This is a genomic window from Corynebacterium sp. p3-SID1761 (assembly GCF_055862885.1).
Window position 1 is genome coordinate 108,962 of the sequence record NZ_JBSQBJ010000004.1, and the last position, 26,364, is coordinate 135,325.

The following is a 26,364-nucleotide window of genomic DNA, read 5'->3' on the forward strand; positions in this document are numbered from 1 at the left end:
GGCTCGCTGGGATCGAGGTGGCGTCATGGCTAAAAGAGCAACTAGCACAAGAAGCTAGTAGGGCCTACCCGGCCAGTGCGGCGCATAGGCGACAGTTGGACGAGCAGGTTTCATGGCGGCCACGACCACGCCAATGACGACGATGGCGATTCCAGCCAGCGCGACCAAGGTGGGGATTGTGAGAGTATGCTGCAAAGTCGTTTCGGTATCCAGCCAGGTATCGAGGATTTCGATGTAGCGCTGCCCATCTTCCGCAGTCATTACATCCCGGCCATTAGGTCCCCCGGTGGGCCAAGCTTTCTCTCCGTACTCCCGGATTTCCTCGCGAAAATCCCACCCTGGCACCACCGCGAAAGCCGCCCCGCCACCCCACCAGACGAGCATGCCGCTCCAAAAAATGGCGAGGGAATCATTGCACCACTTCGGGATCGCGAGCGCCAAGAAATTGAGGAGGCACTGAATGCCGAAGAAGAGCGGGCCGACCGCGCCGGCGATTAGAAGTATCCCCACCCAGTCCTTGCCATAAAACACGAAGCGCAGGATGCAATACACAATCGGCATGAGGAAAGCAGCGAGCCAACCGATGAGCAGGGGCATGAAGCGAGAGTCCTGGCCGGTCTGAGGCGGCGGGGCATACCCGTAGGCGGGCATAGGGGCAGGCGAGCCGTAGTGAGGGTACGTCATGCCACCGATCCTGTCAGACGGCGGGCGCTTTGGCTGCGCATTCTGGGCATTAAGGTGAACACGGCCAAGAGCATGAAAAACCGCGGCACGTTGAGAATATGCCGCGGGGTAGGATGAGGTTTTTCTTCCATACTTATAGAAGTTTCTGCACTGTGGGAATGTTCCCACAGCTACTTTAATTCGCCTGCGATTCAGCCAGATCACGTCGGCGGCGAAGCAAGGTAAATGCACCCAAAACAACGAGCATGGCTCCGATGAGCGCCACCCACCACAGATGCGCTCCGGTTTGTGCCAGTCGATCGATGATGCTTGAAGACTCGCCGCCTTCATGGCCACCGCCTGGGCTATTTGGCGGTGCTGGAGTATCCGGGTGCTCCGGCGGCGGGGTACCTGGAGTGCTTGGTTTATCGGGCGGCGTCCCGGGCTTATCCGGAGGCGTTCCGGGATCGTCCGGCGGCGTCCCGGGCTTATCCGGAGGCGTTCCGGGATCGTCCTCCGGCTTCGGCTTCGTATTCACCGTCACGTTGTAGTTCCAGCTGCCGGTTTCTCCGATAGGGATCGTGATGAGGAAAGGACTGGACTGGCGGTATTCCTTAGTGGGATCCGCGCCCTCGTATTCTGTGACCAAGTACAAGCCGACCGGGAGACCGGTGAACACTGCCTTACCGGAACTATCTGTGTACGCCTCAAAGGTCCTATCGAATCCCCGCCGACGAGCATCAGCTACCGAGAGCCGCTTCGCCTGTTTCATCCCCTTCTCGGTAGTGAGGTCAATCCCCTGGACACGCTGCGCTGTGAAGCGAATGTTGTCGATAGGCCCAAAGGGTTTCTTGCCCCCTCGGTCGTCCCACCAATTTGGTTCGCTTTTCACCACAGTGAGAGTACCGAGACGGGTGGCATCAATAAATTTCACATCCAGGCCTTCGACCTGGCCTGTGATGGTGTGCTGCTTCGCGATAGCCTGCGGCACACCAGGAGCGGGGGCAACGAGCGGAGTGCCGACCAGAGCCACGACTGCGCCCAAACCGAACACGGAGCGGCGCAGCCCGGCACGGTGCACCGGCGCCCGCTGCACCTGTGACGCGGTATTCATGAGGTTCACGGCTTATTCCTCTTCCATTTCTTCTTCGCCTACTACCTGTTCGGATCGTCTGGCTTTCTGCTTCTTCCGCTCGCGAAGGAACCACCAAGTAATCAGTGCGATGATCAACACTGCGGCGGCGAGCAGTAGCCACATCCACCACTGCATCAGCTTGCCGCGATCATCGAACACGTTGCCTTCGTCCTCATCCATTGGAACGCGGTGGGCGTGCACCAGGAGCCGGTGGGTATTCACACCGTAGGGGGTGCAAGTGATGAGGGTCAGTAGGTCCTCGTCTGGTCGGGTTTTGAGGCTGTCGACCTCGTCCGGCAAGACAACCTCTGTGTCGTACACCTCGTACTTCATCTTCTCGCCGAAGGTCGACACGTAGACCGCATCGCCCTTCCGCACGTCCACGAGGTCATCCCACAGTGTGGCGTTGGACAGGCCTGTATGGCCTGTAATAACCGCGTGAGTTCCCTTCCCACCTACAGGTAAGGAGGATCCATAGAGGTGCCCAAGACCTTTTTGCAGAACCTCGTCGGAGGTCCCGTGGTAAACGGGTAGGCGCGATTCGATGGACGGGATAACCACCTGGCTCATGGCGCTCTGCCCAGAGAGCTGGGAAAGATACTCTTCGTATGCGGGGTTATCCTCGCTGACGCGAGCCAGCCACGGATCCAGGATCGGTCCGTCCTTGTGCGTCGTGTTATACCTGCGGGCTTCCTCTACCGCTCGGCTAAGGACTTGAGGATCCGTTTCCTTCAAGTCTTGTTCGTATTTTTCCGCGATCTTTTGTTGCTGGTGGTTGTTCCACTGCGTGGCGTAAACGGGATAAAGCATGACAAGCAACCCCACCACCACTAAAAGGATGGGGAGGAAGGTGCGACGAAAGAGCGATCGCGGTGCGCTCTTTCGATGCTTACCAATTGTGCTTGTCATGTCCGTTGCTTTCCCGTTCGAGCTGCCTAGCCCCTACTGCTGGGTGCTTCGGCGAGCTGCGTAGAAACCGCCACCGATAATCGCCAAACCAGCCAGAACAATGGCCCAGAAGCCTGCGCCACCGGTGTTCGGCAGGTGGTTTTCGTCGGTGTAGTTCTTGATGTTGGCGGTGTACTTGATGTCGGCGGTCGGCGCACCGTTTTTGTCCACCTCGCCCTTCTTCAGCTCGAAGTGCTCAAGCGCATCGTTGGCCACGTAGCCTTCAGGTGCCTTGGTCTCGTGCAAGCAGTAGTTGGTCTCTTCGTCGGCCTGGTTGTTGGCGAAGTCGGTAACGTGGACGCCCTCGATGGTGACAGTGCCCTGGTCGTTGGTGGTCCACTTGTCCTGGCCCTGGACGTTCAGCGGATCGGTGCCTTCCTTCTTCTTCCAGGCCCCGTTGCCGTCATCGACACACTGCACCAACTCAAACTCTGCACCCTGCAGCTTCTTGTTCTCATCGTTGCCGTCGGTCTTGTTGATGGTGACCTTGCCCCAGTAGGTGTGAACCTTATCCGACTTCTTCTCAGTGTCGTGTTCGGAAGAGCCGTTATTGGTGATCAGCGTTGCGTCGTTGGGAACGTGCTCGATGAAGCCGTTGGTCTTGGTCTTGATGGTGGTGAACACGAGGTCGGTGGACTTCAGCTTATCGCGGCCAGCTTCGGTGAATTCGACCTTGATCTCCTGGCCGTCCTTTACCAACTGGTAGTCGGTGCCTGCCACCAATGCTTGAGCCTTGTCAGCGGACTCTCCGTACTTCACCTCGACAGTGGCGTTTACAGCGTCCAGTTTCGGATCAAGTACATCCTTGACGATGTACTTCTTCAGCGTGGAATTCTTAGCAACAGCCGGAACGCCCGTGGTGATCGTGTACTTGTAGTCCTGGCCTGCCTGTGCGTTCTGGTCCTCAACTTCCTTGGTGATTGTCACCTTGGAGTTCTTCGGGTACGCGTGAACGTCATAGATCCAGCTCTTGTTGTCCGAGTTGGTCATCGGCACATATACCAGGAACGGAGCACCGGGCACCAGACCCGAATCAGCCGGGACTTGGGTTTCGGTGACCTTGTAGAGACCCTTTGGCAAGTTTTCGAACTTCAGGGTGCCATTTGCACCGGTGGTGCCTTCGTTGGAGTATGCACCGTCGCCGTTCCAAGCCGTTGCCTTGGAAGGGTCGGTAATCTTGCGTGCCTTTTCCCAGTCGCCGCTGTTGTTCAGTGGCTGAACCAGCTCAATCTTGTACTTGACGCCCTCGGCTGGCTCACCAGAGGGATTGTCAATCTCGGTTCCGTTGCCCTGCTCGCCCTCAGCGCCGATGAGCTTGTGCAGGGTAAGGGAAAGTGGCTGGTTGTTGTCGATGGTGCTGACGGCCTGCGCCTGTGCGGTCGGGGCCTCGTAGACTACTTCGGCGCCGACGGTGCCGGCAGCCAGTGCGATAGCGAATGCAGCGGACAGCGCACCTACGCGCTTGCCGACAGTTGCGTTAGACATGAACGTCCTTCTTTCTTACAAGTGAATGAGTAGTGGAAGTTGATCCGAGTGGTCGAGGGCACATGGTTGGCAATACTCGTGGCGAGCTACTTGCGGTGAACACTGCGCGCCTTCGTAACGGATCCTTGTGTGAGCAATGTGGTTTCTTGGCTTCAGGTCATCGTGCCCACCCGGGTCCATCTCGGCACCGGCCTGGGGTACTGTGTTGAAACATTGTTCTCCTCTTTAGAAGTTGTGCACGTCAGGGTTAGTTCAGTCGTCGGCGTATGCCCATGGCTCCTGTGGCTGCGATGAGAAGCCCCGCGAGAATGGGGAGTATCACACCGTCGCCACCGGTCTTTGGCATCACGCCCTGGTGCACATTGGCCACCTGCAGCCATGCACCGTCTGGATAGTCCTGTGGCAGGTCACTCGGCTTAGACGCAGCAAACAGCGCGCTCCGCTGGGCCGACTCCACGATCGTCTTGCCACTGGCATCTCGTTTGATGCTGATTTTCACCGGGGTAGGCAAGAGCTGATAGCCGTCCGGCGACTTCGTCTCCAACAAGAAGTAGGTTCCGTAGTCCAGTTCAGTCCAGAGGTACTTTCCATCCTCTGTGACCTTGAGGTCCGCAATTTTGTTCGCCGCCGGTCCCGTGGGGTCTTGGTCGTAGATCGCGAACTGCGCCCCGTATTTGTCGCCGTCGCGCGCGGGGATAGTCGTGATGTTTCCTGCGGAGTCCGAATCGACCTTCCATAGATAGAAACGGGTCTTATCGGGTCCGGGATAGCAACCCTCGTCTTCGAGGTCGCCCATCTTCACGCTATTGGCGAAGCCGCCGCGCTCTGCACTGCATTCTGGTACGTCGTCACCGTCACCGGGTGTGACGCCACCTTCCCCGCCTCCGGCCGATTCAGTTCGAGCTTTATCGTATTCTTCCTTATCAAGGGTGAACTTCAGTTTGACTCGGTACCGATGAGTGCCGTCGCCATGCTTGGGATCCTGCCGTCCAACTGCATCGATGGTGCGCTTTTCCCGCATTTCTGGGGAGTCCTCGGAACCTTCTCGGTCACAGTTGTCTAGCCGGAAGCTTCCCGTTTGCAGCACGTCAGATTCTACCACGCACGAAGGTGTGTCTCCCGGTTGTTTGTCCTTGGACGTGTATTCGTCAGTGAAGTACACCTCCGCACCGGTGAGCTTCGCCCCCTTGGGCAGCTTCGGGGTATCGGTGGGCGCCGGGTAAACGTATTCGTTAAGGTCATCAAAGCTCTTAACCGTCACGTCATAGGCGGCAGTGTACGTAACATTGCCTTGGCCATCCGTATCGGAAGTGATGTCGTCGAAGCCGACCTTTCCGTCACCGTTGGTGTCGATGGCAGTCTTGCTCAATGCACCTGGACAGGAATCGTAAGCAGTATCGTTCGTCGGGTCTTCGTCTTTGTCATGGTTAATCACAGACGCCGTGTTAGGGCGACATTCCGCACCGGACTTCAATGTCGCGCCAATGATGACGGTCGCCTTACCGCCGGCAGGCATGGGTCCGAAGAAGTAGGTTTTTGTTATCTCACCGGTTTGGGGGTTCTCGGTGGCAGGTTGAGTGTGGACATTCCCACCGTCGTACCCCTCGTAAACAACCTGGTTGTACTCCACGAGGCCTTCGTAGGTTGCCGGCAGAATGTCGTACAAGGTGAAACCTGACGAAGCACCTTTTCCGATGTTCTCAACCTCCAGCGCCCAATACTTCTTGTTCCTGGGCAAGCCGGCAGCATAGACCTGTTCCAGTCGGGGGTCTCCTGGCTCCAAAGTAGTTTTCTTTGCCTTAAGATCCGAGGGGATCTGCACCCCGGGGTTACTCGTTGCATCGGTGTTGTAGGAAGCAGGAAGGTCCGACAGCCGAGAGACCAGCTGAAAGCTCGGATGCTCTCCGGTTGGGTCGAAAACCCTAATCTGCATGCCCACCTGATCGGCAGTACTTCCGCCGGTACCAAAGCCGAGGTTGCCGTTGCCGTACAACCAGGCCTTACCCCAGACCTTCTCCGGGATCGCTGTATTACCAGACGGGTCTTGAAGCTGATCCGCGGGGATAGTCCACGTCTTCCGTTCTCCTGTATCCATGTTGATGCGCTCAAACATGACGTGTGTCCTTGGGTTCGCCCCGTCTTGCTGCATGCGGGCGGGACTCACCAGACCCCAGAGGTACTGTGGGGCACTGGGGAGGACAACATGATCCTCAGCTCCAGCTTGGAAAGGCGCGTTGTTTTGATTACGGGCAATCTCGCCACGTGGATCCTTCGCACCTACCGCTGGCAGGGGAATCTTATACAGCTGTCGGGTACCGGATGTTGCGGTGTTGCCCACCCACATCACTTCGTTCGATCCACGTAGGTCAAAGGTGCCGGTGTTGATTAGATCCAGGTCGTTTGGCCTTCCGCTGGTCGCCTTGTGGAAAAGGGTCGCCCCCTGAGCATTCTTGACCAGCCCGAGGTCGTACACCTCACCCGTGACCGGATCGATCTGCAGAAGATGGCCCGCGGGGTGGCATTCCTGGAGGCTCGAATTGTGGTTCGCCTGGCTTATGGCGTAGATCCAGTGATCCTTCGTGTTGTAGGACAGCGCGTTGTACACCCAGTTGGAGGGCTTGCCGATGGGGGTAAAAGTACTGCTACCCTCGATCTGCAGGTTGAGCTGTGTGCTCGTGTTTCCCGCCTGTCCACCATTCGGCGTGGCCGACACGTAAACAGCCGTGCCCTTATTGAGTTCGTCTTGGGTGAGCTCTCGGGGACCTTTACGGGTTGTCGCCTCCTCACACTTACACGGCACCGAGACCATGCCATAAACCTTGACCGAGTAATCGTTACCTTGTGTCGACGGCGCATTCGTCAACACCTGTAGGGTATTTCCTGGCCAAGTATTGAATCCCGTCCCTGTACCTTCAAGGTCAAAAGAGACGGAATTTACCTTCCCTGCGCTATTACGACTTTGCACCGTAATACCGGTGGTTTGCACAGCCTTACCGTTCGTGCCGATCCGACCGCCTCCGGGCGGTGGCGTGGTAGACGAGTTGTATTCAACCCCGTTGCTGGTCTCTTTCTTAGTGACAAAAAACCCGCCTAGATCCACATTAAAGGATCTTGTAGTGCTAATTTCTACCCGGGTCAGCGGCAGATCCACCCCCCGCGTACCACTCTTGATGTTAATGCGGAACCTCTTGGCGTTGCTCTTTGTAGAACTTGCAACTTGCTTTAAATCTTCGTCATTCCTCGCATCCGAAAGAGGTGTGTAGAGCTGCGTATCCAGCAGTTTCTCTTCTTTACAGTTTCCCGTTGGAGTCTGCGCCTGCGCCGAAGGAACATTAATTCCTCCAATGGCTCCCACGATGGTCACGAGTGCACCCAGAAGGGCAGCAACGGTTAGAAGACAAATACATGCCCGACTAAGCGCCGCCCCTTGGCGATCTTCGGCCAACTTAAGGTTTTCACCGGTTAATACGCGAGCCATTATCCTTTTCCAGCCTTAGATCCGTTCTTCGACCCACCTGTTAAGGTTTACCTAAAAAACGGATACCCACTCCTTCTTGGCGAGATGAAGGTTAAGCCTTCAAGCTTGCACCCTACACGAACAAGAATACAAGCTTCACAGGTTCCGCTCAATATTCCGAAAGGTGATTTAGGCTACTCTTAATAGAATCTACACCTTGAGTTCACCGGACAGCAGTGGCACCCCTTCCGGCACCCCGCTACACACCGCCGGCGAAGCCCAACTGGCGCCACGCCTCGTAGGCCGCCACCGCCGCGGCGTTCGATAGGTTCATGGAGCGCCGCCCCGGCAGCATCGGGATGCGTACCTTCGCCGCCACCCGCGGGTCGGCCAACACATCGTCGGCCAGGCCAGTCGGCTCCGGGCCGAAGAGCAGCGCGTCACCCGGCCGGTAGTCCACCTCCGTGAACCACGTGCCCGTCTGCGCGGTGAAGGCGAATACCCGCCCCGAGCCACGTACCGGGTCAGTCACGTGAGCCAGCGCCTCATCGATGCCCTCGTGGACGTGCACGTCTGCCAGTTCGTGGTAATCCAGCCCCGCCCGGCGCACGTGCTTGTCGTCGAACTTGAAGGCGAGCGGCCCAGCCAGGTGGAGCGAAGCCCCCGTGCCCGCGCACATGCGGATGGCGTTGCCCGTGTTCGGGGGGATCTCCGGGCGGTCGAACACTACGTGCAGTGGTGGGTTCACACCCGCAAACTGGTTTTCAGACGTCATTCACCCAATCTAACCGGTACAAATGTAGCCATGAGCAACTCCCCCTCCCGCAGCTTCGACATCACCCTGATGGGTGCCACCGGTTTCGTCGGCGCGCTGACCGCCGGCTACCTGGCCGCCAACGCCCCCGCCGACGTGCGCATCGCCCTGGCTGGCCGGAACCAGACCAAGCTGGAGGCCCTGCGCGAGCAGCTGGCTGCAAAGCACCCGCGAGCCAAGGATTTCCCGCTGGTTATCGCCGATTCCAGCGATAATCGCTCCCTAGAGAAGCTGGTCCGCGATACACGCGTGGTCATCTCCACCGTCGGCCCCTACTACCGCCACGGCTTCCCGCTGGTTCGCGAATGCGCCACCCACGGTACGCACTATGTCGACCTCGCCGGAGAGGCGCTCTTCATGCGCGAATCCGCTGATTCCTACCACGACCGCGCCACCGCCAGCGGAGCGCGCATCGTCCACGCCTGCGGCTTCGATTCCGTTCCGAGTGACCTGGGAATGCTACTGCTGGGACAGAGGGCGGCCGAAAATAAAGACACCCTCAAGTCCGCCACCATGATCGTGAAGATGAAGGGTGGGCTCTCCGGCGGCACGATCGACTCGATGCGCGAACAATTCGCCGCCGCCAAGGGCAGCCAGAAGAAGAAGCGGCTGCTGGCCGACCCATACACCCTCTCCCCTGACCGCGCCAACGAGCCGGAGCTGGGCAAGCAGCCAGACTTCGGTGTGGTGCGGGAAAGTGACATCGGGGGTGCTAGCGCTAGCGACGGCAGCGAGGACGTCTGGGCCGGGCCTTTCATCATGGCGGGCTCCAACACGCGCGTGGTACGCCGCTCGAACGCGCTGCTCGGCTACGAATACGGCGATAAAATGCGCTACAGCGAATATCAGTACACCGGCAAGGGGCTGAAGGGGCGCATGCGTGCCTTCACCATGGGCGCAGTGCTCGGCACGGCAGTGACGGCGCTGAACCAAGACAAGCTGCGCACGTTCCTCTCTCGCTGGGTACCTGAGCCCGGCGAGGGGCCGTCTGAGGCCGAACGCGATGCCGGTTTCTTCCACGCTAAGCACTACGGCGTCGGCGCCGGCGGCAGCACGTACACAAACACCATCAGCCTGGACGCCGACCCGGGGTACAAGGGCACGTCCCTGATGCTTAGCGAGGCTGCGCTCACTCTTGTTCTTTGTGACGCCGAACTGCCGACAGGCTCCGCCTACCAAGGAAAAACCGGCGGCGGAGTGCTCACTCCGGCCACCGGCCTGGGGATGCCCTACGTGCGCCGCCTCAGCGACGCGGGCATGAAGTTCAGCGACTAGCTGAACAGGCTCTGCTCGTCGGCTGCCACTCCGTTGACCCGGTTGATGTCCAGGGAGTTCAGCTGGGTCACGTGCTCCGGGGTCAGCTCGTCGAGGGAGGAAACCTGCAGCAGACGCATGGTGCGACGCACCTCACTGGCCAGGATTTCGATGGCGCGATCCACGCCGGCCTCGCCACCGGCCATCAGGCCGTAGAGGTAGGCACGACCGATTAGGGTGAACTTCGCACCCTTGGCGATGGCGGCAACGATATCCGCACCATTCATGATGCCGGTATCCATTGCGACGTCCACGTCCTTGCCGACCTCGCGGACGACCTCCGGCAGCAGCTGGAAAGGAACCGGAGCGCGATCCAGCTGGCGGCCACCGTGGTTCGACAGGATGATGCCGTCAACACCCAGGTCGGCCAGCTTCTTAGAATCCGGCAGGTTCTGCACGCCCTTGACGACCAGCTTGCCCGGCCACATCTCGCGGATGGTCTTCAGGTCCTCGAACTTGATGGAGGGATCCATCGCGGAATCCAGCAGCTCACCGACGGTGCCGCCGGTGCTGGTCAGGGAGGCGAACTCCAGCGGTGGCGTGGTTAGGAAGTCCCACCACCACCAGGGGCGCGGGATGGCGTTGAGCACCGTTCCCAGAGAAATCTCCGGTGGGATGGAAAAGCCGTTGCGGGCATCGCGTAGGCGGTTGCCTGCCACTGGTGTATCCACGGTGAACAGCAGAGTATCGAAGCCCGCCTGAGCAGCACGCTCGACCAGCCCGTAAGAGATCTCACGTTCCTTCATGACGTATAGCTGGAACCAGTTGCGGCCATTCGGGTTGGCCTTCTGCACGTCCTCGATGCTGGTGGTGCCCAGGGTGGACAGGCAGAACGGAATGCCTGCACGGCCGGCGGCACCGGCACCGGCCAGCTCGCCCTCGGTCTGCATAAGGCGGGTAAAGCCCGTCGGTGCAATACCAAAAGGCAGAGAGGACGTACCGCCGAAGACCTCCGCAGTCGTGTCCACATGGGAGACGTCGTTCAGAATTGACGGGTGGAACTCCACGTCACGGAAAGCCTTACGTGCGCGGTTCATGGAAATCTCATTGTCGGCAGCGCCATCGGTGTAATCGAAGGCTGCAGCCGGGGTGCGACGCTTCGCAATGTCGCGCAGATCCCAAATCGTCTGCGCATTGCTGAGGCGGCGGGCTTTAAAATCCAGGGTCGGCTTCTTGAACTTCAGAAGGTCAAAAATCTCAACGGGGTTTGGAATCTGACGCTTTTGGTGTGCCATCGAGGCTCGCTCTCCTAACAAAGTGTTTTTGGGCTGTGTCCCCGTTCTAGAGGAACTAGGGATCCAACGCTTTCCACGATAGGACGCTTTACTGACTTTTGCCGTGGGGCTCCTGCACACCCTCGTGCGCCATAGCTAAAGAATCTAGCTCGGTAGGCGCTAACTCAGTTCTCCAAAGAACTGCAAAATCCGCTCGCCGATCAGCTGCCGCGACTTCGGCTTTACAAATTGGTGGCCCTCCCCCGGTACCTCCAAGAACTGGGGCGTGCGGCCGTGCGACACCAGCGCGTCATATAGCTGCTGGGATTCCTGCAGTGGGACATTCGAGTCGTTCGCCCCGTGGATCAGCAGTACTGGGGTGGTGATCTGCTCGGCCTTGTGCAGTGGGGAGATCTCCCACAGCAGTTCCGCGTCATGCATGGGATACCCGTACTTGGGGGACGCCGCGCTTGCCAGCCACGGCTCCGTCGATTCGTAATACGTTTCGAAACTCGTCATACCGCAGGCATCCACCACGCCCAGGAACATGTCGGGGTAGCGAGCCGCCGCCAACACAGCCAAGAACCCGCCATAACTGCGACCGCCGAGGAATACTCGCCCGGGAGTGCACAAGTTGGCGTCACAAAGGAAAGAAACCGTATCCGCCACATCGTCGATGGCAGCGAAGCGACCATAGCGATCATCGGCGTGGATGAATGCCCGTCCATTGCCCTTGCTACCTCGAATATTGGGAGTAAATACCGTGTAACCAGCGGCAACGATGTCTGCGAGCACATCGTGGTTCGTGGGGCGCGACTGCCCTTCCGGCCCGCCATGCAGGTGCACATACACGGGGCGCTCCGGCGCAGGTTCCTCGGGCAGATACAGCCATCCGGAAAGCTCCAGCCCGTCGCGAGCAGTGTAATAAACCAGCTCGGGCACATCTCCTTGGCGAGCACGCTCATCTAGGCGGTCACTTCGGTTCGGGTCCAATGGTTCCACGCGCCCGGACTCGAGTCGCAGGATCTCCACCGTCGGCGGCAGATTCGGCCCCTCGACTGTGAGAGCCAGCAATCGGCCATCGTCGGTGATGGAAAGCCCGGCGGCCACCATGCCCGGCAGCTCTACAGTGCGGCGTACCTGGACGCGCTGTTCGTCGCCCAGGCTTAAAAGCTCCAGATTGGAAATCCCCGCTTGGTTCCACAGGACCGCGGCGGTCGATAGATCCTCACTGATGACGAATTCGTCTACGTCGGCCTCGGGATTGCTAATCAACTCTTCCGATTCGACGCACACCGGACGCTCGCCCTCAATATCAACGACCAGCCGCAGCAGACGCCGCCGCTCCGCCCCGTGGTCGGTGACAACCAGAATCACCAGGCGATTATCCGCAATCGGCAGTATCCGCCCGTCCTCCGTCGTCGCGCCTGGTTCCGGTGGCAGCAGCGGCATCCACCTGCCCTGCGGGGTGACCAGCAGAAGTTCTCGGTTGCCGCGCGGGCCAACGCGCATCAGGCAATATCCGGCTTCGGCGGCGACCAGCAGCGCATCAATGCGCCGGTCCATCACCAGGTAGCGGGATGTGTTGGGGTTCACCAGACGCGCCTCAGTCATACCGTCGGCGGCCACCGCGTCCATAGCCAGGTTGTCGCGGTCCCACTCCACCAGGCGCGTGCGGGCGTCAAAGGTGTTCCTGAGTGGTGACGCCCCCTGCACCCCAGGGTCTGTAGAAACCGTAAAGGTCTCGAGCTTTTCCGAACCTTTAGGGGATACTTCGCAGGCGATCCACTGTGCGTCCGGGGAATGCAGTACGCGCGTCACGGGGCCTTCTGTAGGCAGTTGGACGGGTCGTTCCTTCCCCACTCCATCCTCGGTGAGGGCCGCCTGGACCGCGTAAGGATAACCACCATCGCGAACAATATAGGCAATGGCGGTGCCGTTGGGCGCAAGCGAGGGGGAAGTCGTATGGCGCATGACTCTAGTATTTTAGCGCAGGCTTCCCCGCCACTGTGACGTGGGTCCCAGCTGGTGGGCTGGTGAAAGTTCACGGCACATCTGGCGCAGAGACTCTATGCTGTGGAGACATGAGCATCTACGTGAACGCCTATTCCACCGTCCGAGCGGACGTGCCCTTCAACGGGCCGGGCGAGCCCGCTATCGCCTCCCGCGCTCTGTGCTTCGAGGAAACCGAGCGACCATTTTTGAAGACCACCGCCAACGGCGCTAGTGAGGATGATGACCAGCAAACCCGTGAGCTGCTGGAACATCTGGAGGGCTTCGAGGGATACGCGGCCGAGCAAGGTCTGCAGCGCTTTGGCAGCTTTAATTCGTATATTCACGCTGTGATGCAGCACATCCATAATGTGCGCCGCCACTACGTCTTCGAGCGTAAAGACGACTTTGATTTTTCCCATCTGGGAGACTTCGCCGACTGGGCCCGTGAGGCGAATGCAGTCTTCTTCCTTTCTGATGGCACTGTGCGCAACGCCGGCGGGGCAGATTTGCTGGATCCAGCCCTGGTCGGCAGCTCTTCTTCTACTGGGGCTCAGGAAAACTCTGTGCCCCGTCACCCGGACTCTGAGGAGCGTATGCGACGCGTACGCAGTGGCCTTTGGCAGCAGGGTTTCCAGGTGGCGCCGACGTTGCCGCCAGTGCGATCCGAAGGCGAGCTGTTGATCCGCCCGGCCGAGGAAGTTTTCAACCGAGCCGTCACCCTGGCCGTAGTGGCGACGGTCGCAGCAAACGTGCTCAATGGAGAGCCCGTGGACTTCGCCTCCCTCCGCGCTGGCTCCCGCCGTTCATTCGAACATCTCACCCCCGTGGAGCGGGCCTTCCTTGACCGCGCAGAGGCTGCACAGGCTGGTGCGGACGGAAACCTTGCATACAGTCAGGATCTGCAGGAAGATGCCTACCAGCTGGCCTGGGCGTACACCGCCGCAGAGTTCCTTGCCTGGGCAGTAGGACTCCTTGACATTGATGTTTTCGGCTTCAACCCCGTTGATCTTCCCGCCCTCCGGGGCGCCCTCCGTGCCGTCGATCGTGAGGGACGCGACGCGAGCGAGCTCAACCTACGCAGTCTCTCCGAGCTCTGCGATGCCTCTGAGTATGTCTATTCCCTGCGCTGGGTATCCGTGGAGCAACAGACCCAGGCGCCTACCGGCTCTATGTCAACCGGCCCTAGCGTTCTGCAGCCCCAGGATCACTCCACGCTGGTAGAACGCCACCGCGCGATCGCCTGGCTCACCGACCCCGCAATCGCATACGACGACGTGGATCTTTCTACCTAAAACGCGCGTGGCCTTATCGGCTGTGCGCCTTAAAGAACGCGGCGACTTCCCCAGTCGCCGTCACGGCATTCGACTTTCTCTCACTCTCAGGGTCACTGGCCGCCGCGCCTGCCTCGCCCGTGCGCTCACCCATCCACGTGTGGCCAGCATCGCCGATGGCTAGGTGAGTGACTTCCATGTTTGGTCCGCAATGCGGCCACTGCACGCGTTGCACAGCATCTGTCACGCGGGTGGAGATCGGCGCACCCACACAGCGAGAGCGACTTGCATACTGCTGTGCAAACTCAAATGCGCCCAAGTACTTGTCGCCATAGCGCGGGCCACCGCTGTAGTGGATCGTCTGATCCTTGCGCCCATGGATATCCAGAAAAGGGCTTGTCGCTCCCCGCTTGAAACGCACTGTTTCTGGGTGCTTCGGATCTGAGCCCTTCTCTGCGCAGGCTTTCCACGTTCCCGAGTAGTACGCGGCGGACACAGCCGCGAATGCTGCGAATTCATCTGGCATTTCGCAGGCCAATTTGCCCACGAAACCGCCGCCGTTGGACATGCCAGTGGCATAGATACGGTTGGCGTCGATCTCGTAGGTAGACGAGATTTCGTCCAGGATGTCACGGACAAAACGCACATCCTCTCCCTTTTTCACGCGCGCGTACGGGGCGCCCTCCCATGCATTACCCACTCCCTGTGGGTATGCCACGATCGCATCTTTGCCCGCCAGGCCCGTGTAGCGCGCCATCTGGTCTGCCTGCTCACGGTAGCCATGAAACGCAAAGATCAAAGGGATGGGCTTGCCGGGTTTGGCGGACTTTTCCTTCTTGGAGTACGGCTTTGCACCCTTAGGCACGTTGATGATGTACCGGCGGTCACGGTTGCTGGAATTGACCAGCAGAGTCTTATTCTGCCCTGGCTTCATGACATCGTGGATAGGGCGGAACTTCTTCGGGATACGCGCAACCGCAGGCGTGACCTGCACATTCTGACTGGTAGGCGGGATCGCCACAGCCTCTGTAGGGGCATAGTCCGCGGGTTCTTTCACAGTGTTATGGGCCTGTGGATCCTTATGGGTAGCGTGAGTCAGTTTCTGCACTGTCACGCCCACGCCAGCGGCACAAACCAGGAGGAATACTGCAAACGTTGTCGCCGCGATTCGGCGGCGGCGGAATTGCTGTTCTGTTGGCCGCCTATGCGCTGCGGCGTCTTCCCTGCGGTGCCTTCCAGCAGGTGCTTCCTCATTGTTCTGGTTATGACGCCGTCTGTTCCCCCGCCAAGAATTTTCCGCAGCGTGCGCGCCGTAGCTTCCCGCCTGAGAAAACTCGGCCAGATGGTGATGCTTCTTTCGAGCAGAGTTTCCGCGCTCGCGACGGTGCGCGTCGCGGTTACTGGAGTCGAAAGGTTGGCGGTTCACGTGGACGATTGTTCTTTGCCCTTGCGCTTGTGTCAATCACCGCACCCCGTGTTCAAGATCACTAAGCCGTTCAGTGCGCTAAGTCCGCTATCGCTTAGCGGAAGTCTCGCGCCCCCGCATGTGCACCTGCGATCTCGCCTGCCGGGCGTAACTGAGTTTCCACCTGTTCCAATAGATCTGCCGTCACCGCAGCAGCTCCTTCTGCGTTGTGTACGATCCCTCGCACGACCAGGATCTTCGCATTCAATGCCACTGCCCGCTGCCGCGTCCACAGTCCTGGCGAGACCACAATATTCGCCAGCCCTGTCTCGTCTTCTAGCCCAAAGAACACCACTCCACCTGCGGTCATGGGACGCTGCCGATGTGTCACCACGCCAGCGACGCGCACGCGGGTGCCATTGGGAACGTGCAACAGACTGTCGGCGGTCACCACTGCCGCACCACCTGCATTGCTTGCACCACTTGCACCGTTTGGGCGTCGATGCCACTGGTTCAGATACGAGCGGAGTAACTGCACCGGATGCTCATCAGTTGTTACGCCCGTTGCTTCTAGTTCTGACGCCGCCATCTCAAAAGCACTCATCCCCGGCAAAGCTGGCGCATGTACCCCGGACGTGCCCGGAAGCATTCCGGGGCGTTCGGTCGCAGCCACCCCGGCAGCCCATACCGCCTGGCGGCGGGTCAGTCCGAGACTCCCCAGCGCTCCAGCGCGAGCCAACTTCTCCACTTGAGCCGTGGTCAGGCCAGCCTCTCGTGATAGGTCCTCCACACTGGTGAAACGTCCGAGCCTTTCACGTGCTTCCACAATGCGCCCCGCTACTTCGGCGGAGATACCCTTTACTCCTCCGGCACCACTAAGTCCCAGGCGTATCTGCCCCACCGGCTCAGCGGTGCCGCGCCCTAGCCCATGAACTCCCGTTGGTCGGTTGGAACGTGGGGGCGTCGCTAAGGGAACGACGGCATCGGCCTGCACGGCAGAAGCGTTCACGTCCACGGGAAGAACCTGCACTCCATGGCGGCGAGCATCCGCCAACAGGGATTGTGGCGAATAGAAACCCATCGGCTGTGCCCGCAGCAGCGCCACACAGAACTCCGCCGGGTAGTGATATTTGAACCACGCGGAGTAGTAAACAAGGGAGGCGAAGGACTGCGAGTGCGACTCGGGAAAGCCATAGCTGGCAAAGGCCACGATCTTGTCCCAGAGCCGATCCGCTACAGCGCCCATAATGCCGTTTTTATTCTTTAAACCCTGGTAGAAGCGCTTTTTCAATCGCTCCATCTTCTGCGGAGAACGTTTCGATCCCATCGCCCGACGCAAGGAATCAGCCTCGGCGCCGGTGAACCCCGCCGCATCCACGGCCATCTGCATCAGCTGCTCTTGAAATAGCGGAATGCCCAGAGTTTTTGTCAGCGCGGGCTCCAGGCATGGATGGTCAAAAGTGACGGGCTCCAGGCCATTGCGGCGGCGAATATATGGGTGCACGGAGCCGCCTTGAATGGGGCCGGGGCGGATCAGCGCTACTTCCACTACGAGGTCATAGAACGTACGTGGCTTCAGACGCGGCAGAGTGGACATCTGTGCGCGGGATTCCACCTGAAACACTCCCACTGCATCGGCGCGGGCAAGCATTGCATAGACCTCCGATTCGGTAGGGTCCAGTCGCCAAAGCTCGACGTTCCGTCCGCGGTGCGCACGCACCTGATCCACCGCATGGTGAAGCGCTTCCAGCATGCCCAGCCCCAGCAGGTCGAACTTCACCAACCCCACGGCGGCGCAGTCGTCCTTATCCCACTGCACCACGGAGCGCCCCTCCATCCGCGCCCATTCTGTAGGTACGACCTGTGCGATAGGACGATCACAGATCACCATTCCCCCGGAGTGGATTCCTAGGTGTCGGGGATGATCCCGCATCTGTTCGGCGAGGTCATAAACAATCTCAGGGGTTTGTTCTGGGTGACGATTCCATGCGTCGATCTGACCCGGCGCGTAGCCGAGAGCCCGGCCAGCATCGCGGATCGCGCCACGGCGGCGATAGGTAATCACGTTTGCCACTTGCGCGGCATTCTCACGTCCATAGCGGGAGTACACGTATTGGATCACCTCCTCGCGTCTTCCCGACTCGATGTCGAGGTCAATGTCGGGCGGCCCGTCGCGTTCCGGGGAGAGGAAGCGCTCAAATAGCAGCCCCGACGCCACCGCGTCCACCGTCGTGATCCCCAGAGCAAAGCACACTGCAGAGTTCGCCGCAGACCCGCGTCCCTGGCAAAAGATGTTGCTCTCGTGACAGAAGGAGACAATGTCGTGGACGATGAGGAAGTAACCGGGAAAGCCTAAGTGTTCGATCGTTTCCAGTTCGCGGTCAATGGTGGCCCACGCCTGGTTGGCGGCTGCAGAAGAACCGCGCCGTCCATAGCGCTCAGCTCCGCCGCGGGCGGTAATAGCGCGCAACCAGGACATTTCCGTGTATCCCTCCGGTACGGGGAAATGCGGCAGGTTCGGCGCAACAAGATCCAGGGTGAAGGCGCATTCGCGGGCGACCTGCACGGAAGTCTCGACGGCACGGGCTAGCCACTCACAATCGCCGGCGAGCTGCAGCATCTCCTCCCCCGAGCGCAGCCACGAGCCGCCCACCGGGTGGACGGTCGGCTCTGCGGCAGCGACGTCTGTGCGTTCGCGCAGCGCCGCCTTCGCCCCGGCCAACCGGGAGTGTTTCGGTGTGGCGCATGTAGGGGCGCTGCTAACGATCTCACGCAGTCCGTAGTGCATCGCTAGGGCGTGGAGGCGTTCGTTGCGATCGGCATCTGCCGGATTCATTGTGTGCTGCAACTCGACCACAACATTGGCCGTGCCAAAAAGCTTTATTAGCCGCGCTGCCGTGTATGCGCTTGTCGTGCTTTCTGCCCACCGCCAGTCGAGAAGCACGAGCCAGTGGCCGCCCGCTGCCTCTGCTAGCTGGGAGAGGTCGGGGTACCGTACGGAATCTTTGTCGGGGTCGGCCATACGGGCGTCAGTAATAAGGCGACTTAGCCGCACATACCCTTCGCGTCCTTTGCACAGCACTGTGAGCGGCACGTCGAGGCTCAGCTCAGCGCCGAACACCGTCGCGAGGTTCGTTTCGCCAGCATCGGAGCTCCCTGTGCTCTCAGTCACCGCCGTTGCGAAGCGCGCTGCCCCATAAAAGCCATCGCGATCTACACATGCAAGAGCACTTAGCCCCAGTTCGCGCGCCGCTGCAACCATTTCCTCGGGTTGGCTCGCGCCGCGCAGGAAGTTGTAGGTGTTGCAGGCATGAAGCTCGGCAAAGGCGATTCCGGTTTTTCTTGTTGACGCCCCTTCGCCCCCAGTTACTCCCGTCTCCTCCCCTATTCCTACTGCCCGCAGGTTCCGCAGTCCAGGGCCTTGCCCAGACAGCACGCTTTCGAGCTGTTTCCAACTCAGTGGTGAGCCTAGGGAGAAACTTCTGGACTGTGGCTTGCGCGACTCATTAGACACACTGCAACTATAGAACACATATTCTATTAATGGCTAATGTGTAGCTACTTCCGAAAAAGCTCAAACTGAAACTAGACTAAGTTGTTCATTTTGGTTTAGACTGCTACCTTAATCGCACAGTTCAGCCCGGACGTTCCAAAAAGATCCGGGCCCATGACAATCCAGGAGGATTCCCATGTCCCTTCGCCAAAAGGTTGCAGCCGGAGTAGCTGCGGTAGCTATGGCTTTCAGCCTTTCCGCCTGCGGCGGTGACGATGACACGATCAAGATCGGCACCACCGACCAGGGCCAAAAGCAGTGGCAGGTCTTCGAACAGAAGGCTAAGGAAGAAGGTCTGAATGTCGAGCTAGTTCCGTTCGGCGACTACAGCCTGCCGAACCGTGCTCTGCAGGACGGCGAAATCGTCGTCAACAACTTCCAGCACCTGATGTTCCTGGCTGACTTCAACGTCAACAACGATTCCAACCTGGTACCGATCGGCGCAACCGAGATCATCCCGCTGGGCGTGTACTACCAGGATCACAGCGAAGTTAAGGACATCGAGGAAGCCGGCGAGGTCGCCATCCCGAACGACCCGACCAACCAGGGTCGTGCCCTCCACGTGCTGGCATCCGCCGGTCTAGTGAAGCTGAAGGACGATAAGGTTCTCTCCCCGACTCCGGCCGATGTTGATGAAAGCAAGTCCAAGGTCAAGGTCACCCCGGTTGATGCCGCCCAGACCGTAACCGCCTACAAGGACGGCACCCCAGCCGTCATCAACAACTCCTTCCTGGAGCGCGGCAACATCGACCCGAAGTCCTCCATTGTCCAGGATGACCCGAAGGCAGAGGCTGCAAAACCATTCATCAACGCCTTCGTCACCACCGAGGAGCACAAGGACGATGAGGATCTGAAGAAGCTCATCGACGTCTGGCACTCCAAGGACGTTCAGGATGCGCTGAACGAGCAGTCCAAGGGCACCTCCGTCGAGGTCAAGATGGGCCCAGACGAGCTGTCTAAGATCCTGAAGGACACCGAAAAGCAGATCAAGAAGTAGCTCCCTTCCCTAACCCCCACTCTCAAAAGAGGTTCCCTATGGCTTCAGACGCGAAACCTAGCGTCGACCAGCCCAGTGCCGGCACCACCGGCACGAGCAACACTGGCACGAGTAGCACTGGCACAGACATCGTCTTCCGCGATGTGACGAAGGTTTTCAAGCAGGGCAAGAAAGAAATTCGAGCCCTGCAGGACATCAACACTCATATCCCGGCGGGATCCATCGTCGGCATTATCGGCTACTCCGGTGCAGGCAAGTCCACCCTCGTCCGTCAGATCAACGGCCTGGATCGCCCCACCAGCGGGCAGATCCTGCTGGATGGCCAGGACATCGTTCCCCTACCGGAATCGCAAATGCGCAAGCTGCGCAGCGATATCGGCATGATCTTCCAGCAGTTCAACCTTTTCTCCTCCCGCAACGTGGCAGGCAACGTGGCCTACCCACTACGCCTGCAGGGCATGCCTAAGCAGCAGCGCGAGGAACGTGTCAAGGAGCTGCTGGAGTTCGTCGGCCTTTCCGATAAGGGCAAGGCCTACCCGGAGCAACTCTCTGGCGGTCAGAAGCAGCGCGTCGGCATCGCCCGCGCGCTGGCCACCAACCCCAGTTTGCTGCTGGCCGATGAAGCCACCAGTGCACTGGACCCCTCCACCACGCGCGACGTGTTGGAGCTCCTCCGCAAGGTCAACCGTGAGCTCGGCATCACCATCGTCGTGATTACTCACGAGATGGAAGTTGTGCGCGCCATCGCGGACTCCGTCATCGTGATGGAGAACGGCCGCATCGTGGAACAGGGCAGCGTTTACGAAGTCTTTTCCAACCCGCAGACGCAGACTGCGGCCAACTTTGTGGCCACTTCCCTGCGCAACACTCCGGACATGGTTGAGGCCGAGGCGCTACAGTCCGAGCACGGTCGCCTCTTCACTGTGACTATGGCCGAGGGAATTGGTTTCTTCGACGCCGTATCCAAGCTGTCTGCTGCAGGAGTGACGGTCAACATCGTCCACGGTGGCGTCACTACCCTTCAAAACCACAGCTTCGGTCGCCTTACCTTGCGCTTGACGGCGCACGATGCCGCCGGCGAGCAGGCAATTGAGGAGTTCCACAGCCATATGCAGTCCTCCACCGAGATTGAGGAGATCCGATGAACACGATGACCCTCGCGCAAATGGATTGGGATCGCTACGGCAACACGTTCCAAAAGGCCATTTTCGACACGCTCTACATGGTCTCGATCACGCTTGTGATCTCCTCGGTTCTAGGCCTGATGATCGGCCTGCTACTGTTTACCACCCGCAAGGGCGGCATTCTGCAGAACCGTGCGGTCTACTGGGTAACGAACTTCCTGGTGAACTTCATCCGCCCGATCCCGTTCATCATCTTGCTGACAGCGATCGGTCCGCTAACTGACCTAGTGGTGCAGAGCCGTATCGGCACCGAGGCCGCGATCGTCGGTATGGTCGTCGCCGCGACTTTCGGCGCCGCCCGCATCTTCGAGCAGAACCTCGTGGCCATCGACCCGGGCGTGATCGAGGCGGCCAAGGCGATGGGTGCCTCGCCGCTGAAGATCATCTTCTCGGTAATCATCCCTGAGGCGCTGGGGCCGCTGATCCTAGGCCTGACCTTTATGTTTATCGCCATTGTCGATATGTCCGCCATGGCGGGATACATCGGCGCCGGCGGCTTGGGTGACTTCGCGATTGTCTACGGTTATCGCTCGTTTAATGACGCCGTAACGTGGACGACCGTTGCAGTAATCATCGTCATCGTGCAGATCGCGCAGCTGGGCGGAAACTGGCTGTCGAAGAAGATCATGCGCCGCTAGTTAGCGACAAAACCCCGGGTGCTAGTTCAAATCTGAACTGCCCCGGGGTTTTTCTATGGGTTTAGAACTCCGCGTCCCACGTCACGGTCTGTTTGGGCTTCTTGCCGCAAGAGGGAACGGATGTACCACCCGAGCGCGAAGTCAGGCGCACCGTGATTTCTTTATGTGCACCAGCTTCGTCGGTAACGCGCACAATGCGCACCTCGGTGCCAGCGTCCGTGGCTTCAGCCTCGGCTGCTTCCGGCTTACGAACGTGCATCGTTGCCAGTGTGACGGGGCGGCCTTCTTGAGACATCTTCTCCGCGACGGCAAGCTCCGCGACCTGCCCAACCGGATCCCACAGCCCGCGGCCGCGGCAGCCTTCCAGCCACAGTTCGCCCTGCTTGGCGCGTTCCAGCATACTGCGAGCTCCGGCAGTGCCGAGTCGGCCATAGGAGTAGTTGGTCGGCAGCAGAATCATGGAGGGGGCAAAGCGATGCCCCTTGGTGTGGGAGGATTCCCAGACTATTTCTCCGTATTCGGCGGTGAGCTCGTCGGCGACAGGACGGCCGAATACTGCGCAGCATTTGTCGCGTTTGCCGTGAGTACACACCAGTAACAGCGGACCGTCGATGCGCTGGCCGCCGGCTGCGCCGGGAGCGCTGAGGTCAAGATCGAGCAGTGCCTCCGGATCGGATATCTGCAGACTTTCGAGAATGGGCGTGGGATCATCGCCATAGCCCTCGGCCCAGCTGATGTAGAGCTGGCGGGTGGGGTTGGCGGCACGTTGCTGGCCTTCCCGGCCGGGACGCCGGATGAACTGCAGCTGAGCATTGTTTTCTGCGAGGAATTTCTCAATTTTTGTGCTGAGCTCCTTCCCCAAGGCATCGCCGTCGAGGATATCGTGCCCCCAGGCGGTGAGATGCTCCAGGGCAAGGACCAAGCGACCCGGCTTAGCGGTGCCAGGAAGAGTCTCATCGGTCCGTTGGGAGCACATGTCCGCGTAGACTCCGCCTAAGGTGTCAGCGCTGTTTTTGGGCTGTCCGGCCTGGGCGTTTCTAGTTGTTGGCATGTTATCTAGAGTAGCAAGTTACGGGGGCATAGCTTTGCTAATAGGTGGCTTCGATCCGCCATTGTTTCCCTTTGCACACCAGCAGAAATGCCTGTTCGCCCGGCGCGTCATGACGGGTATTGCGCGTTTCCTCCTCACGGGGTGACATCCGGGCAGAGATCTGCAGTCGGGCATAGCGCTTCCCCTCTGCCCACCAGTGTTCATCAACGGGCCAGGGACCAGCCCAGCCGGTGATGTGCAATCGTCGGCCACCCCAACGCAGAGTTTCCGGTGGTGCGCTCATCAAACCCCGGCCTGTAACGTGCACTGGATTCTCGTGGCGGTCCAGTAGCGTCAGTCGTGCTGCGGGGTGTGCGGCGCTGGGATTGCGGGCGTCACGTGATCCGGGTGCCCCGATCAAGCCGGGCAGAGGGTGCAGGAGTTGGCCTTCCCACTGGCGAGTAGTCAGGGCGGTGATGGCCTCCGGGTCGTCTTCTCCATAGGGAACGGTAACGATGCGCTGCGCCACTGCACGACCGCCGCGGTGGATGGGACGCAACACACGGTTCATACCAATCAACGCTTGCGCCCGTCCGGCGGCAGCCCGCGCGGCCCGGATACCTTCGTCTGGCCCACCCCATAGTGGCGCGGCGAGGCTCCCTGCTGGGACGGTTTCCACGGGCACAAGCTCAATGCATGTGACACCAGCAGTGCTATCCGCCCAGTCGAACCCAGCATCAGCCCCAACATCAGCATCCGCGTTAGCTCCCGCACCTGCTCGCAGGCGGGTGAGCCAACCGTCTAGTTGCCAGCGCACTCGCTGGGCTGTGTCCTGTTCCGAGAGGGGCTCACGGCACCGCCAGAGCCGCTCAATAACGGTCGGCCCAGCATAGCCAGCTGGGGGTTCCAAGTAGGCCCGCACAGCCAGGCGCAGGCAGGCCTCCCCCGCTGCGAAGAGTTTATTATGCAGCGCAGTGGCCACATGCCGGGCAATGAAAGCGGCGGTTTCAGTGCGGGCGATAGGCTCCTCTGCTTCGTAGCGCAGTTCTAATTCTTCGCGGCGTCGTCGGGGCGCGACATCCCTATCCACATGGCCACTGGCAATGCGGTGCCAGGTCACGGCCTCCTGCCCGAAACGCGCTGCTACGTCTGCCCGTGGAAGGTCGGCAAAGTCTCGCATCGTACGCAGCCCCAACTGCTGCAACGTAGCGCTTAGCTGTACGGGGGCGCGCAGCTCCGGCTCAATTCCCAACACGTCGATCGGTAGTTCGGCGATAAACTCTGTGCTCTCTCCCGGAGGGATAGTCCTGCCCAGCCGTGCTGCCCATACCGCCGACACCAGGTCGTCGGCCACCCCTGCCATACAGTCAGCGTGAATCCGTGCGGCAGCGTCCAGCAACTTTTCCACCGCAGTGTCCTCGTCGCCGTAATACCTGGATAGTGCATCCACAGGGAAGGCCAGTAATCCTGGTCGCAGGGTCTCCACCACCGCACTAACGTCCTGCAGTGCGTTCAGTACGTCCTCGTGTACCGCCGCTTGCCGGTTCGGATCATCCGCAGCCACGTTCAACTGTGGATAGGCCGCCAACGCGTGACGCTGCTTCATACCGATCTTGACGCCGTGGCTCCGCGCAGCCGCGTTGCAAGCCAGAACTCGGTAGTCCGTAATCACCGCAGCAGGCGCCAACACATCCCACCCATGTGATTGAGCCTGAACATACACCGGCCAATCCGGAAACCACAGCACAGCCACTCGTACATTGCGGGGCGCCTGTGTTGCGCTCCCTGCTGTGCTACCCGAGGCTCTCCCCACTGCTCTACCCAGAGTGGGCATAAGTCACGCCTTCTATGCCTGCTGCGCCTGTATCCACAACATTCTCAGCGCCAATCGTCGCCTGCACTGTACGTGGCGGTTGAGCCTTCCCCCACACGCGTCCCTCGATCGCCACGGCGCGGATCCGCCCACCACCGCGGCGCAACCCCTGCACACCGCATACGTGCAGATCCACATGCATCCTCGCTTGTGGCCACGCCTGCCCACACACCAGCAGGGCGCATTCGCTTTTCCGCAGCCGTGCCTCCACCGGTCGCATAAAAGTCGCACTCACAGCACCGCTCTGCCCGCCGGCTGCGAACAGCACCGCATCCATCCCCTCTACCAGTGTCCCTAACACCGCTGCGGTATGTGGTGTGGAGTCTGGTACGAGCACTAGCCTTTCCACATCCCCACCAGCGGCAGCCACTGCCGCAATCGCCAGTCGCGGATAGTCCACCACCGCCACGCACATCCCCTGCGCTGTGAGATGTGCGAGCATATCCACCAATACTGCGGGACAGTCCGACACCTGCGTTGCCTGCCCGCGCGCCACCCCACCGCCCGGTAGGTGCTCGGCCAGCCACTGCGGCACCGGCGCAACACGCACATTGTCTTTTCTTTGTGACGCCTCGTTCCCCGTCGGCACTACCTCCAGTACCGAAGCGCTGGAAATACCGGATGTCAGAGCACCTCCAGATTCGATCTGCCGCATCTTGTGCCGCAAACTGGCGATCGTCGTTGCCTCCACCTGCCGTGTAGTCTGCTTTCTCGCCTGTGTTTCGGCCTGAGCCATACCCGTCACCTCCCTTCCCTGTTCCACCGCAACATGTTCTAGGCATCTTCTACCAGTGCCCGTGGACATATCTGCAACCAACAACACATATTAGAACACATGTTCTATCCTGATGGTTGCGAATATATCCCTCCCCTAAAGAGACGTCAAACACGCGACTAAAGACGCAGGCTGGAAGGGGCGGAGAAGGTGGCGTCACCTAGAATGGGCAGTCATGAGCTCCAAAAACCGCAACGAGCCCGTCATTGCCCCACCTACCGTCGTGCGCGCCATTGGGTCGGCACTTTTCGGCCTAGCGGTAGGCATCATGGCAGCTCCGCTAGCGCCTGGCTTTCAGGTCATTGTCTTGGTAGCCACCGTCGGTGCAGCGCTGTTGCTAACGTTTAGCCACCCATATCGCAGGCAGGTGCGCGAAGAAGTAGAAAAACGCGGCGAGCGCTATCGCACCAGCGCATCGCAGGTTGCGCCACTATTCCCACTGTGGATCGCCCTCATGGCGATACCGCTACTCAATACTCGCTCGTGGGCGTTGATGGCTATCGCGTGGGTTATCGCAGGAGCATACACCTGGTTCGTTTACCCACAGATCGACGGCACGGCGCACATCAAGCCAATCGGTACGGCCAAGAAGAAGCGCTAGTACACAAGAAAC

At 59.9% G+C, this 26,364-nt stretch carries 19 protein-coding genes; 6 read left to right on the top strand and 13 right to left on the bottom strand.

Features of this window, described 5'->3' with window-relative positions; all coding sequences use genetic code 11:
- Window positions 1–54: 54 nt before the first annotated feature.
- The 6 genes from ACWXWJ_RS03990 to ACWXWJ_RS04015 all read right to left on the bottom strand — a co-directional run bounded on the left by ACWXWJ_RS03990 (window position 55) and on the right by ACWXWJ_RS04015 (window position 8,463).
- Window positions 55–684 (bottom strand): hypothetical protein, encoded by a 630-nt coding sequence (locus ACWXWJ_RS03990; protein ID WP_473963620.1) that lies wholly within the window; start codon window positions 682–684, stop codon window positions 55–57.
- 175 nt (window positions 685–859) lie between these two features.
- The gene (locus tag ACWXWJ_RS03995) at window positions 860–1,777 is read right to left on the bottom strand and encodes an LPXTG cell wall anchor domain-containing protein (RefSeq protein ID WP_473963640.1); all 918 of its coding nucleotides are present in this window, start codon (window positions 1,775–1,777) and stop codon (window positions 860–862) included.
- Between the two features lie 12 nt (window positions 1,778–1,789).
- On the bottom strand, window positions 1,790–2,707 hold the full coding sequence (locus ACWXWJ_RS04000; RefSeq protein ID WP_269944006.1) for a class C sortase: 918 nt from the start codon (window positions 2,705–2,707) through the stop codon (window positions 1,790–1,792).
- Window positions 2,708–2,740: 33 nt separating this feature from the next.
- Window positions 2,741–4,231: a SpaH/EbpB family LPXTG-anchored major pilin gene (locus ACWXWJ_RS04005; protein ID WP_473963621.1), complete on the bottom strand. Its 1,491-nt coding sequence runs from the start codon at window positions 4,229–4,231 to the stop codon at window positions 2,741–2,743.
- A 247-nt stretch (window positions 4,232–4,478) separates the two neighbouring features.
- On the bottom strand, window positions 4,479–7,097 hold the full coding sequence (locus tag ACWXWJ_RS04010; protein WP_473963622.1) for a prealbumin-like fold domain-containing protein: 2,619 nt from the start codon (window positions 7,095–7,097) through the stop codon (window positions 4,479–4,481).
- An 850-nt stretch (window positions 7,098–7,947) separates the two neighbouring features.
- Window positions 7,948–8,463, bottom strand: coding sequence for a tRNA (cytidine(34)-2'-O)-methyltransferase (locus ACWXWJ_RS04015; protein ID WP_448308020.1), 516 nt, complete (start codon window positions 8,461–8,463; stop codon window positions 7,948–7,950).
- 30 nt (window positions 8,464–8,493) lie between these two features.
- Here ACWXWJ_RS04015 and ACWXWJ_RS04020 point away from each other — a divergent pair, with 30 nt between their 5' ends.
- The gene (locus ACWXWJ_RS04020) at window positions 8,494–9,777 is read left to right on the top strand and encodes a saccharopine dehydrogenase family protein (protein ID WP_473963623.1); all 1,284 of its coding nucleotides are present in this window, start codon (window positions 8,494–8,496) and stop codon (window positions 9,775–9,777) included.
- Here the strand turns inward: ACWXWJ_RS04020 and ACWXWJ_RS04025 are convergent.
- Both ACWXWJ_RS04025 and ACWXWJ_RS04030 read right to left on the bottom strand, forming a co-directional pair.
- The gene (locus tag ACWXWJ_RS04025; RefSeq protein ID WP_448308018.1) at window positions 9,774–11,051 is read right to left on the bottom strand and encodes an alpha-hydroxy acid oxidase; all 1,278 of its coding nucleotides are present in this window, start codon (window positions 11,049–11,051) and stop codon (window positions 9,774–9,776) included. The genes ACWXWJ_RS04020 and ACWXWJ_RS04025 overlap by 4 nt on opposite strands.
- Window positions 11,052–11,210: 159 nt before the next feature.
- Entirely contained in the window at window positions 11,211–13,004 is a 1,794-nt protein-coding gene (locus ACWXWJ_RS04030; protein WP_448308017.1) for an alpha/beta hydrolase family protein, read from the bottom strand.
- 110 nt (window positions 13,005–13,114) lie between these two features.
- Between ACWXWJ_RS04030 and ACWXWJ_RS04035 the strand changes: the two genes are divergently transcribed.
- A complete protein-coding gene (locus ACWXWJ_RS04035) occupies window positions 13,115–14,317 on the top strand; it encodes a DUF4272 domain-containing protein (RefSeq protein WP_473963624.1) in 1,203 nt (400 codons plus the stop codon).
- A gap of 13 nt (window positions 14,318–14,330) precedes the next feature.
- On the opposite strand, the gene ACWXWJ_RS04040 is transcribed toward ACWXWJ_RS04035, so the two are convergent.
- Window positions 14,331–15,722, bottom strand: a complete 1,392-nt coding sequence (locus ACWXWJ_RS04040) for a CE1 family esterase (protein WP_473963625.1) — start codon at window positions 15,720–15,722, stop codon at window positions 14,331–14,333.
- 94 nt (window positions 15,723–15,816) lie between these two features.
- The gene (locus ACWXWJ_RS04045; RefSeq protein WP_473963626.1) at window positions 15,817–19,215 is read right to left on the bottom strand and encodes an error-prone DNA polymerase; all 3,399 of its coding nucleotides are present in this window, start codon (window positions 19,213–19,215) and stop codon (window positions 15,817–15,819) included.
- A 175-nt stretch (window positions 19,216–19,390) separates the two neighbouring features.
- Between ACWXWJ_RS04045 and ACWXWJ_RS04050 the strand changes: the two genes are divergently transcribed.
- The 3 genes from ACWXWJ_RS04050 to ACWXWJ_RS04060 are packed head-to-tail and all read left to right on the top strand — an operon-like array spanning window position 19,391 to window position 22,073.
- Window positions 19,391–20,251, top strand: a complete 861-nt coding sequence (locus ACWXWJ_RS04050) for a MetQ/NlpA family ABC transporter substrate-binding protein (RefSeq protein ID WP_448308014.1) — start codon at window positions 19,391–19,393, stop codon at window positions 20,249–20,251.
- Window positions 20,252–20,289: 38 nt separating this feature from the next.
- Window positions 20,290–21,396 (top strand): methionine ABC transporter ATP-binding protein, encoded by a 1,107-nt coding sequence (locus ACWXWJ_RS04055; RefSeq protein WP_448308013.1) that lies wholly within the window; start codon window positions 20,290–20,292, stop codon window positions 21,394–21,396.
- Window positions 21,393–22,073, top strand: coding sequence for a methionine ABC transporter permease (locus ACWXWJ_RS04060; RefSeq protein WP_293790714.1), 681 nt, complete (start codon window positions 21,393–21,395; stop codon window positions 22,071–22,073). Before ACWXWJ_RS04055 ends, ACWXWJ_RS04060 begins: the two co-directional genes overlap by 4 nt.
- Window positions 22,074–22,134: 61 nt before the next feature.
- Here the strand turns inward: ACWXWJ_RS04060 and ACWXWJ_RS04065 are convergent, their stop codons facing one another.
- Genes ACWXWJ_RS04065 through ACWXWJ_RS04075 form a run of 3 tightly spaced genes read right to left on the bottom strand, consistent with a single transcriptional unit; the run spans window position 22,135 to window position 25,739 of the window.
- Window positions 22,135–23,124: a sucrase ferredoxin gene (locus tag ACWXWJ_RS04065; protein WP_473963627.1), complete on the bottom strand. Its 990-nt coding sequence runs from the start codon at window positions 23,122–23,124 to the stop codon at window positions 22,135–22,137.
- A gap of 37 nt (window positions 23,125–23,161) precedes the next feature.
- Window positions 23,162–24,937, bottom strand: a complete 1,776-nt coding sequence (locus ACWXWJ_RS04070; RefSeq protein WP_473963628.1) for a Y-family DNA polymerase — start codon at window positions 24,935–24,937, stop codon at window positions 23,162–23,164.
- The gene (locus ACWXWJ_RS04075; RefSeq protein ID WP_473963629.1) at window positions 24,921–25,739 is read right to left on the bottom strand and encodes a hypothetical protein; all 819 of its coding nucleotides are present in this window, start codon (window positions 25,737–25,739) and stop codon (window positions 24,921–24,923) included. The genes ACWXWJ_RS04070 and ACWXWJ_RS04075 overlap by 17 nt, the downstream gene beginning before the upstream one ends.
- A gap of 187 nt (window positions 25,740–25,926) precedes the next feature.
- Between ACWXWJ_RS04075 and ACWXWJ_RS04080 the strand changes: the two genes are divergently transcribed.
- Window positions 25,927–26,352: a hypothetical protein gene (locus ACWXWJ_RS04080; RefSeq protein ID WP_473963630.1), complete on the top strand. Its 426-nt coding sequence runs from the start codon at window positions 25,927–25,929 to the stop codon at window positions 26,350–26,352.
- Window positions 26,353–26,364 lie beyond the last annotated feature (12 nt).

What these genes read in the sequence shown, in the direction of transcription:
- ACWXWJ_RS03990 (WP_473963620.1), bottom strand. Translation starts at nt 684, where the DNA reads ATGACGTACCCTCACTACGGCTCGCCTGCCCCTATGCCCGCCTACGGG.
- ACWXWJ_RS03995 (WP_473963640.1), bottom strand. Translation starts at nt 1,777, where the DNA reads ATGAATACCGCGTCACAGGTGCAGCGGGCGCCGGTGCACCGTGCCGGG.
- ACWXWJ_RS04000 (WP_269944006.1), bottom strand. Translation starts at nt 2,707, where the DNA reads ATGACAAGCACAATTGGTAAGCATCGAAAGAGCGCACCGCGATCGCTC.
- ACWXWJ_RS04005 (WP_473963621.1), bottom strand. Translation starts at nt 4,231, where the DNA reads ATGTCTAACGCAACTGTCGGCAAGCGCGTAGGTGCGCTGTCCGCTGCA.
- ACWXWJ_RS04015 (WP_448308020.1), bottom strand. Translation starts at nt 8,463, where the DNA reads ATGACGTCTGAAAACCAGTTTGCGGGTGTGAACCCACCACTGCACGTA.
- ACWXWJ_RS04020 (WP_473963623.1), top strand. Translation starts at nt 8,494, where the DNA reads ATGAGCAACTCCCCCTCCCGCAGCTTCGACATCACCCTGATGGGTGCC.
- ACWXWJ_RS04025 (WP_448308018.1), bottom strand. Translation starts at nt 11,051, where the DNA reads ATGGCACACCAAAAGCGTCAGATTCCAAACCCCGTTGAGATTTTTGAC.
- ACWXWJ_RS04030 (WP_448308017.1), bottom strand. Translation starts at nt 13,004, where the DNA reads ATGCGCCATACGACTTCCCCCTCGCTTGCGCCCAACGGCACCGCCATT.
- ACWXWJ_RS04035 (WP_473963624.1), top strand. Translation starts at nt 13,115, where the DNA reads ATGAGCATCTACGTGAACGCCTATTCCACCGTCCGAGCGGACGTGCCC.
- ACWXWJ_RS04050 (WP_448308014.1), top strand. Translation starts at nt 19,391, where the DNA reads ATGTCCCTTCGCCAAAAGGTTGCAGCCGGAGTAGCTGCGGTAGCTATG.
- ACWXWJ_RS04055 (WP_448308013.1), top strand. Translation starts at nt 20,290, where the DNA reads ATGGCTTCAGACGCGAAACCTAGCGTCGACCAGCCCAGTGCCGGCACC.
- ACWXWJ_RS04060 (WP_293790714.1), top strand. Translation starts at nt 21,393, where the DNA reads ATGAACACGATGACCCTCGCGCAAATGGATTGGGATCGCTACGGCAAC.
- ACWXWJ_RS04065 (WP_473963627.1), bottom strand. Translation starts at nt 23,124, where the DNA reads ATGCCAACAACTAGAAACGCCCAGGCCGGACAGCCCAAAAACAGCGCT.
- ACWXWJ_RS04070 (WP_473963628.1), bottom strand. Translation starts at nt 24,937, where the DNA reads ATGCCCACTCTGGGTAGAGCAGTGGGGAGAGCCTCGGGTAGCACAGCA.
- ACWXWJ_RS04080 (WP_473963630.1), top strand. Translation starts at nt 25,927, where the DNA reads ATGAGCTCCAAAAACCGCAACGAGCCCGTCATTGCCCCACCTACCGTC.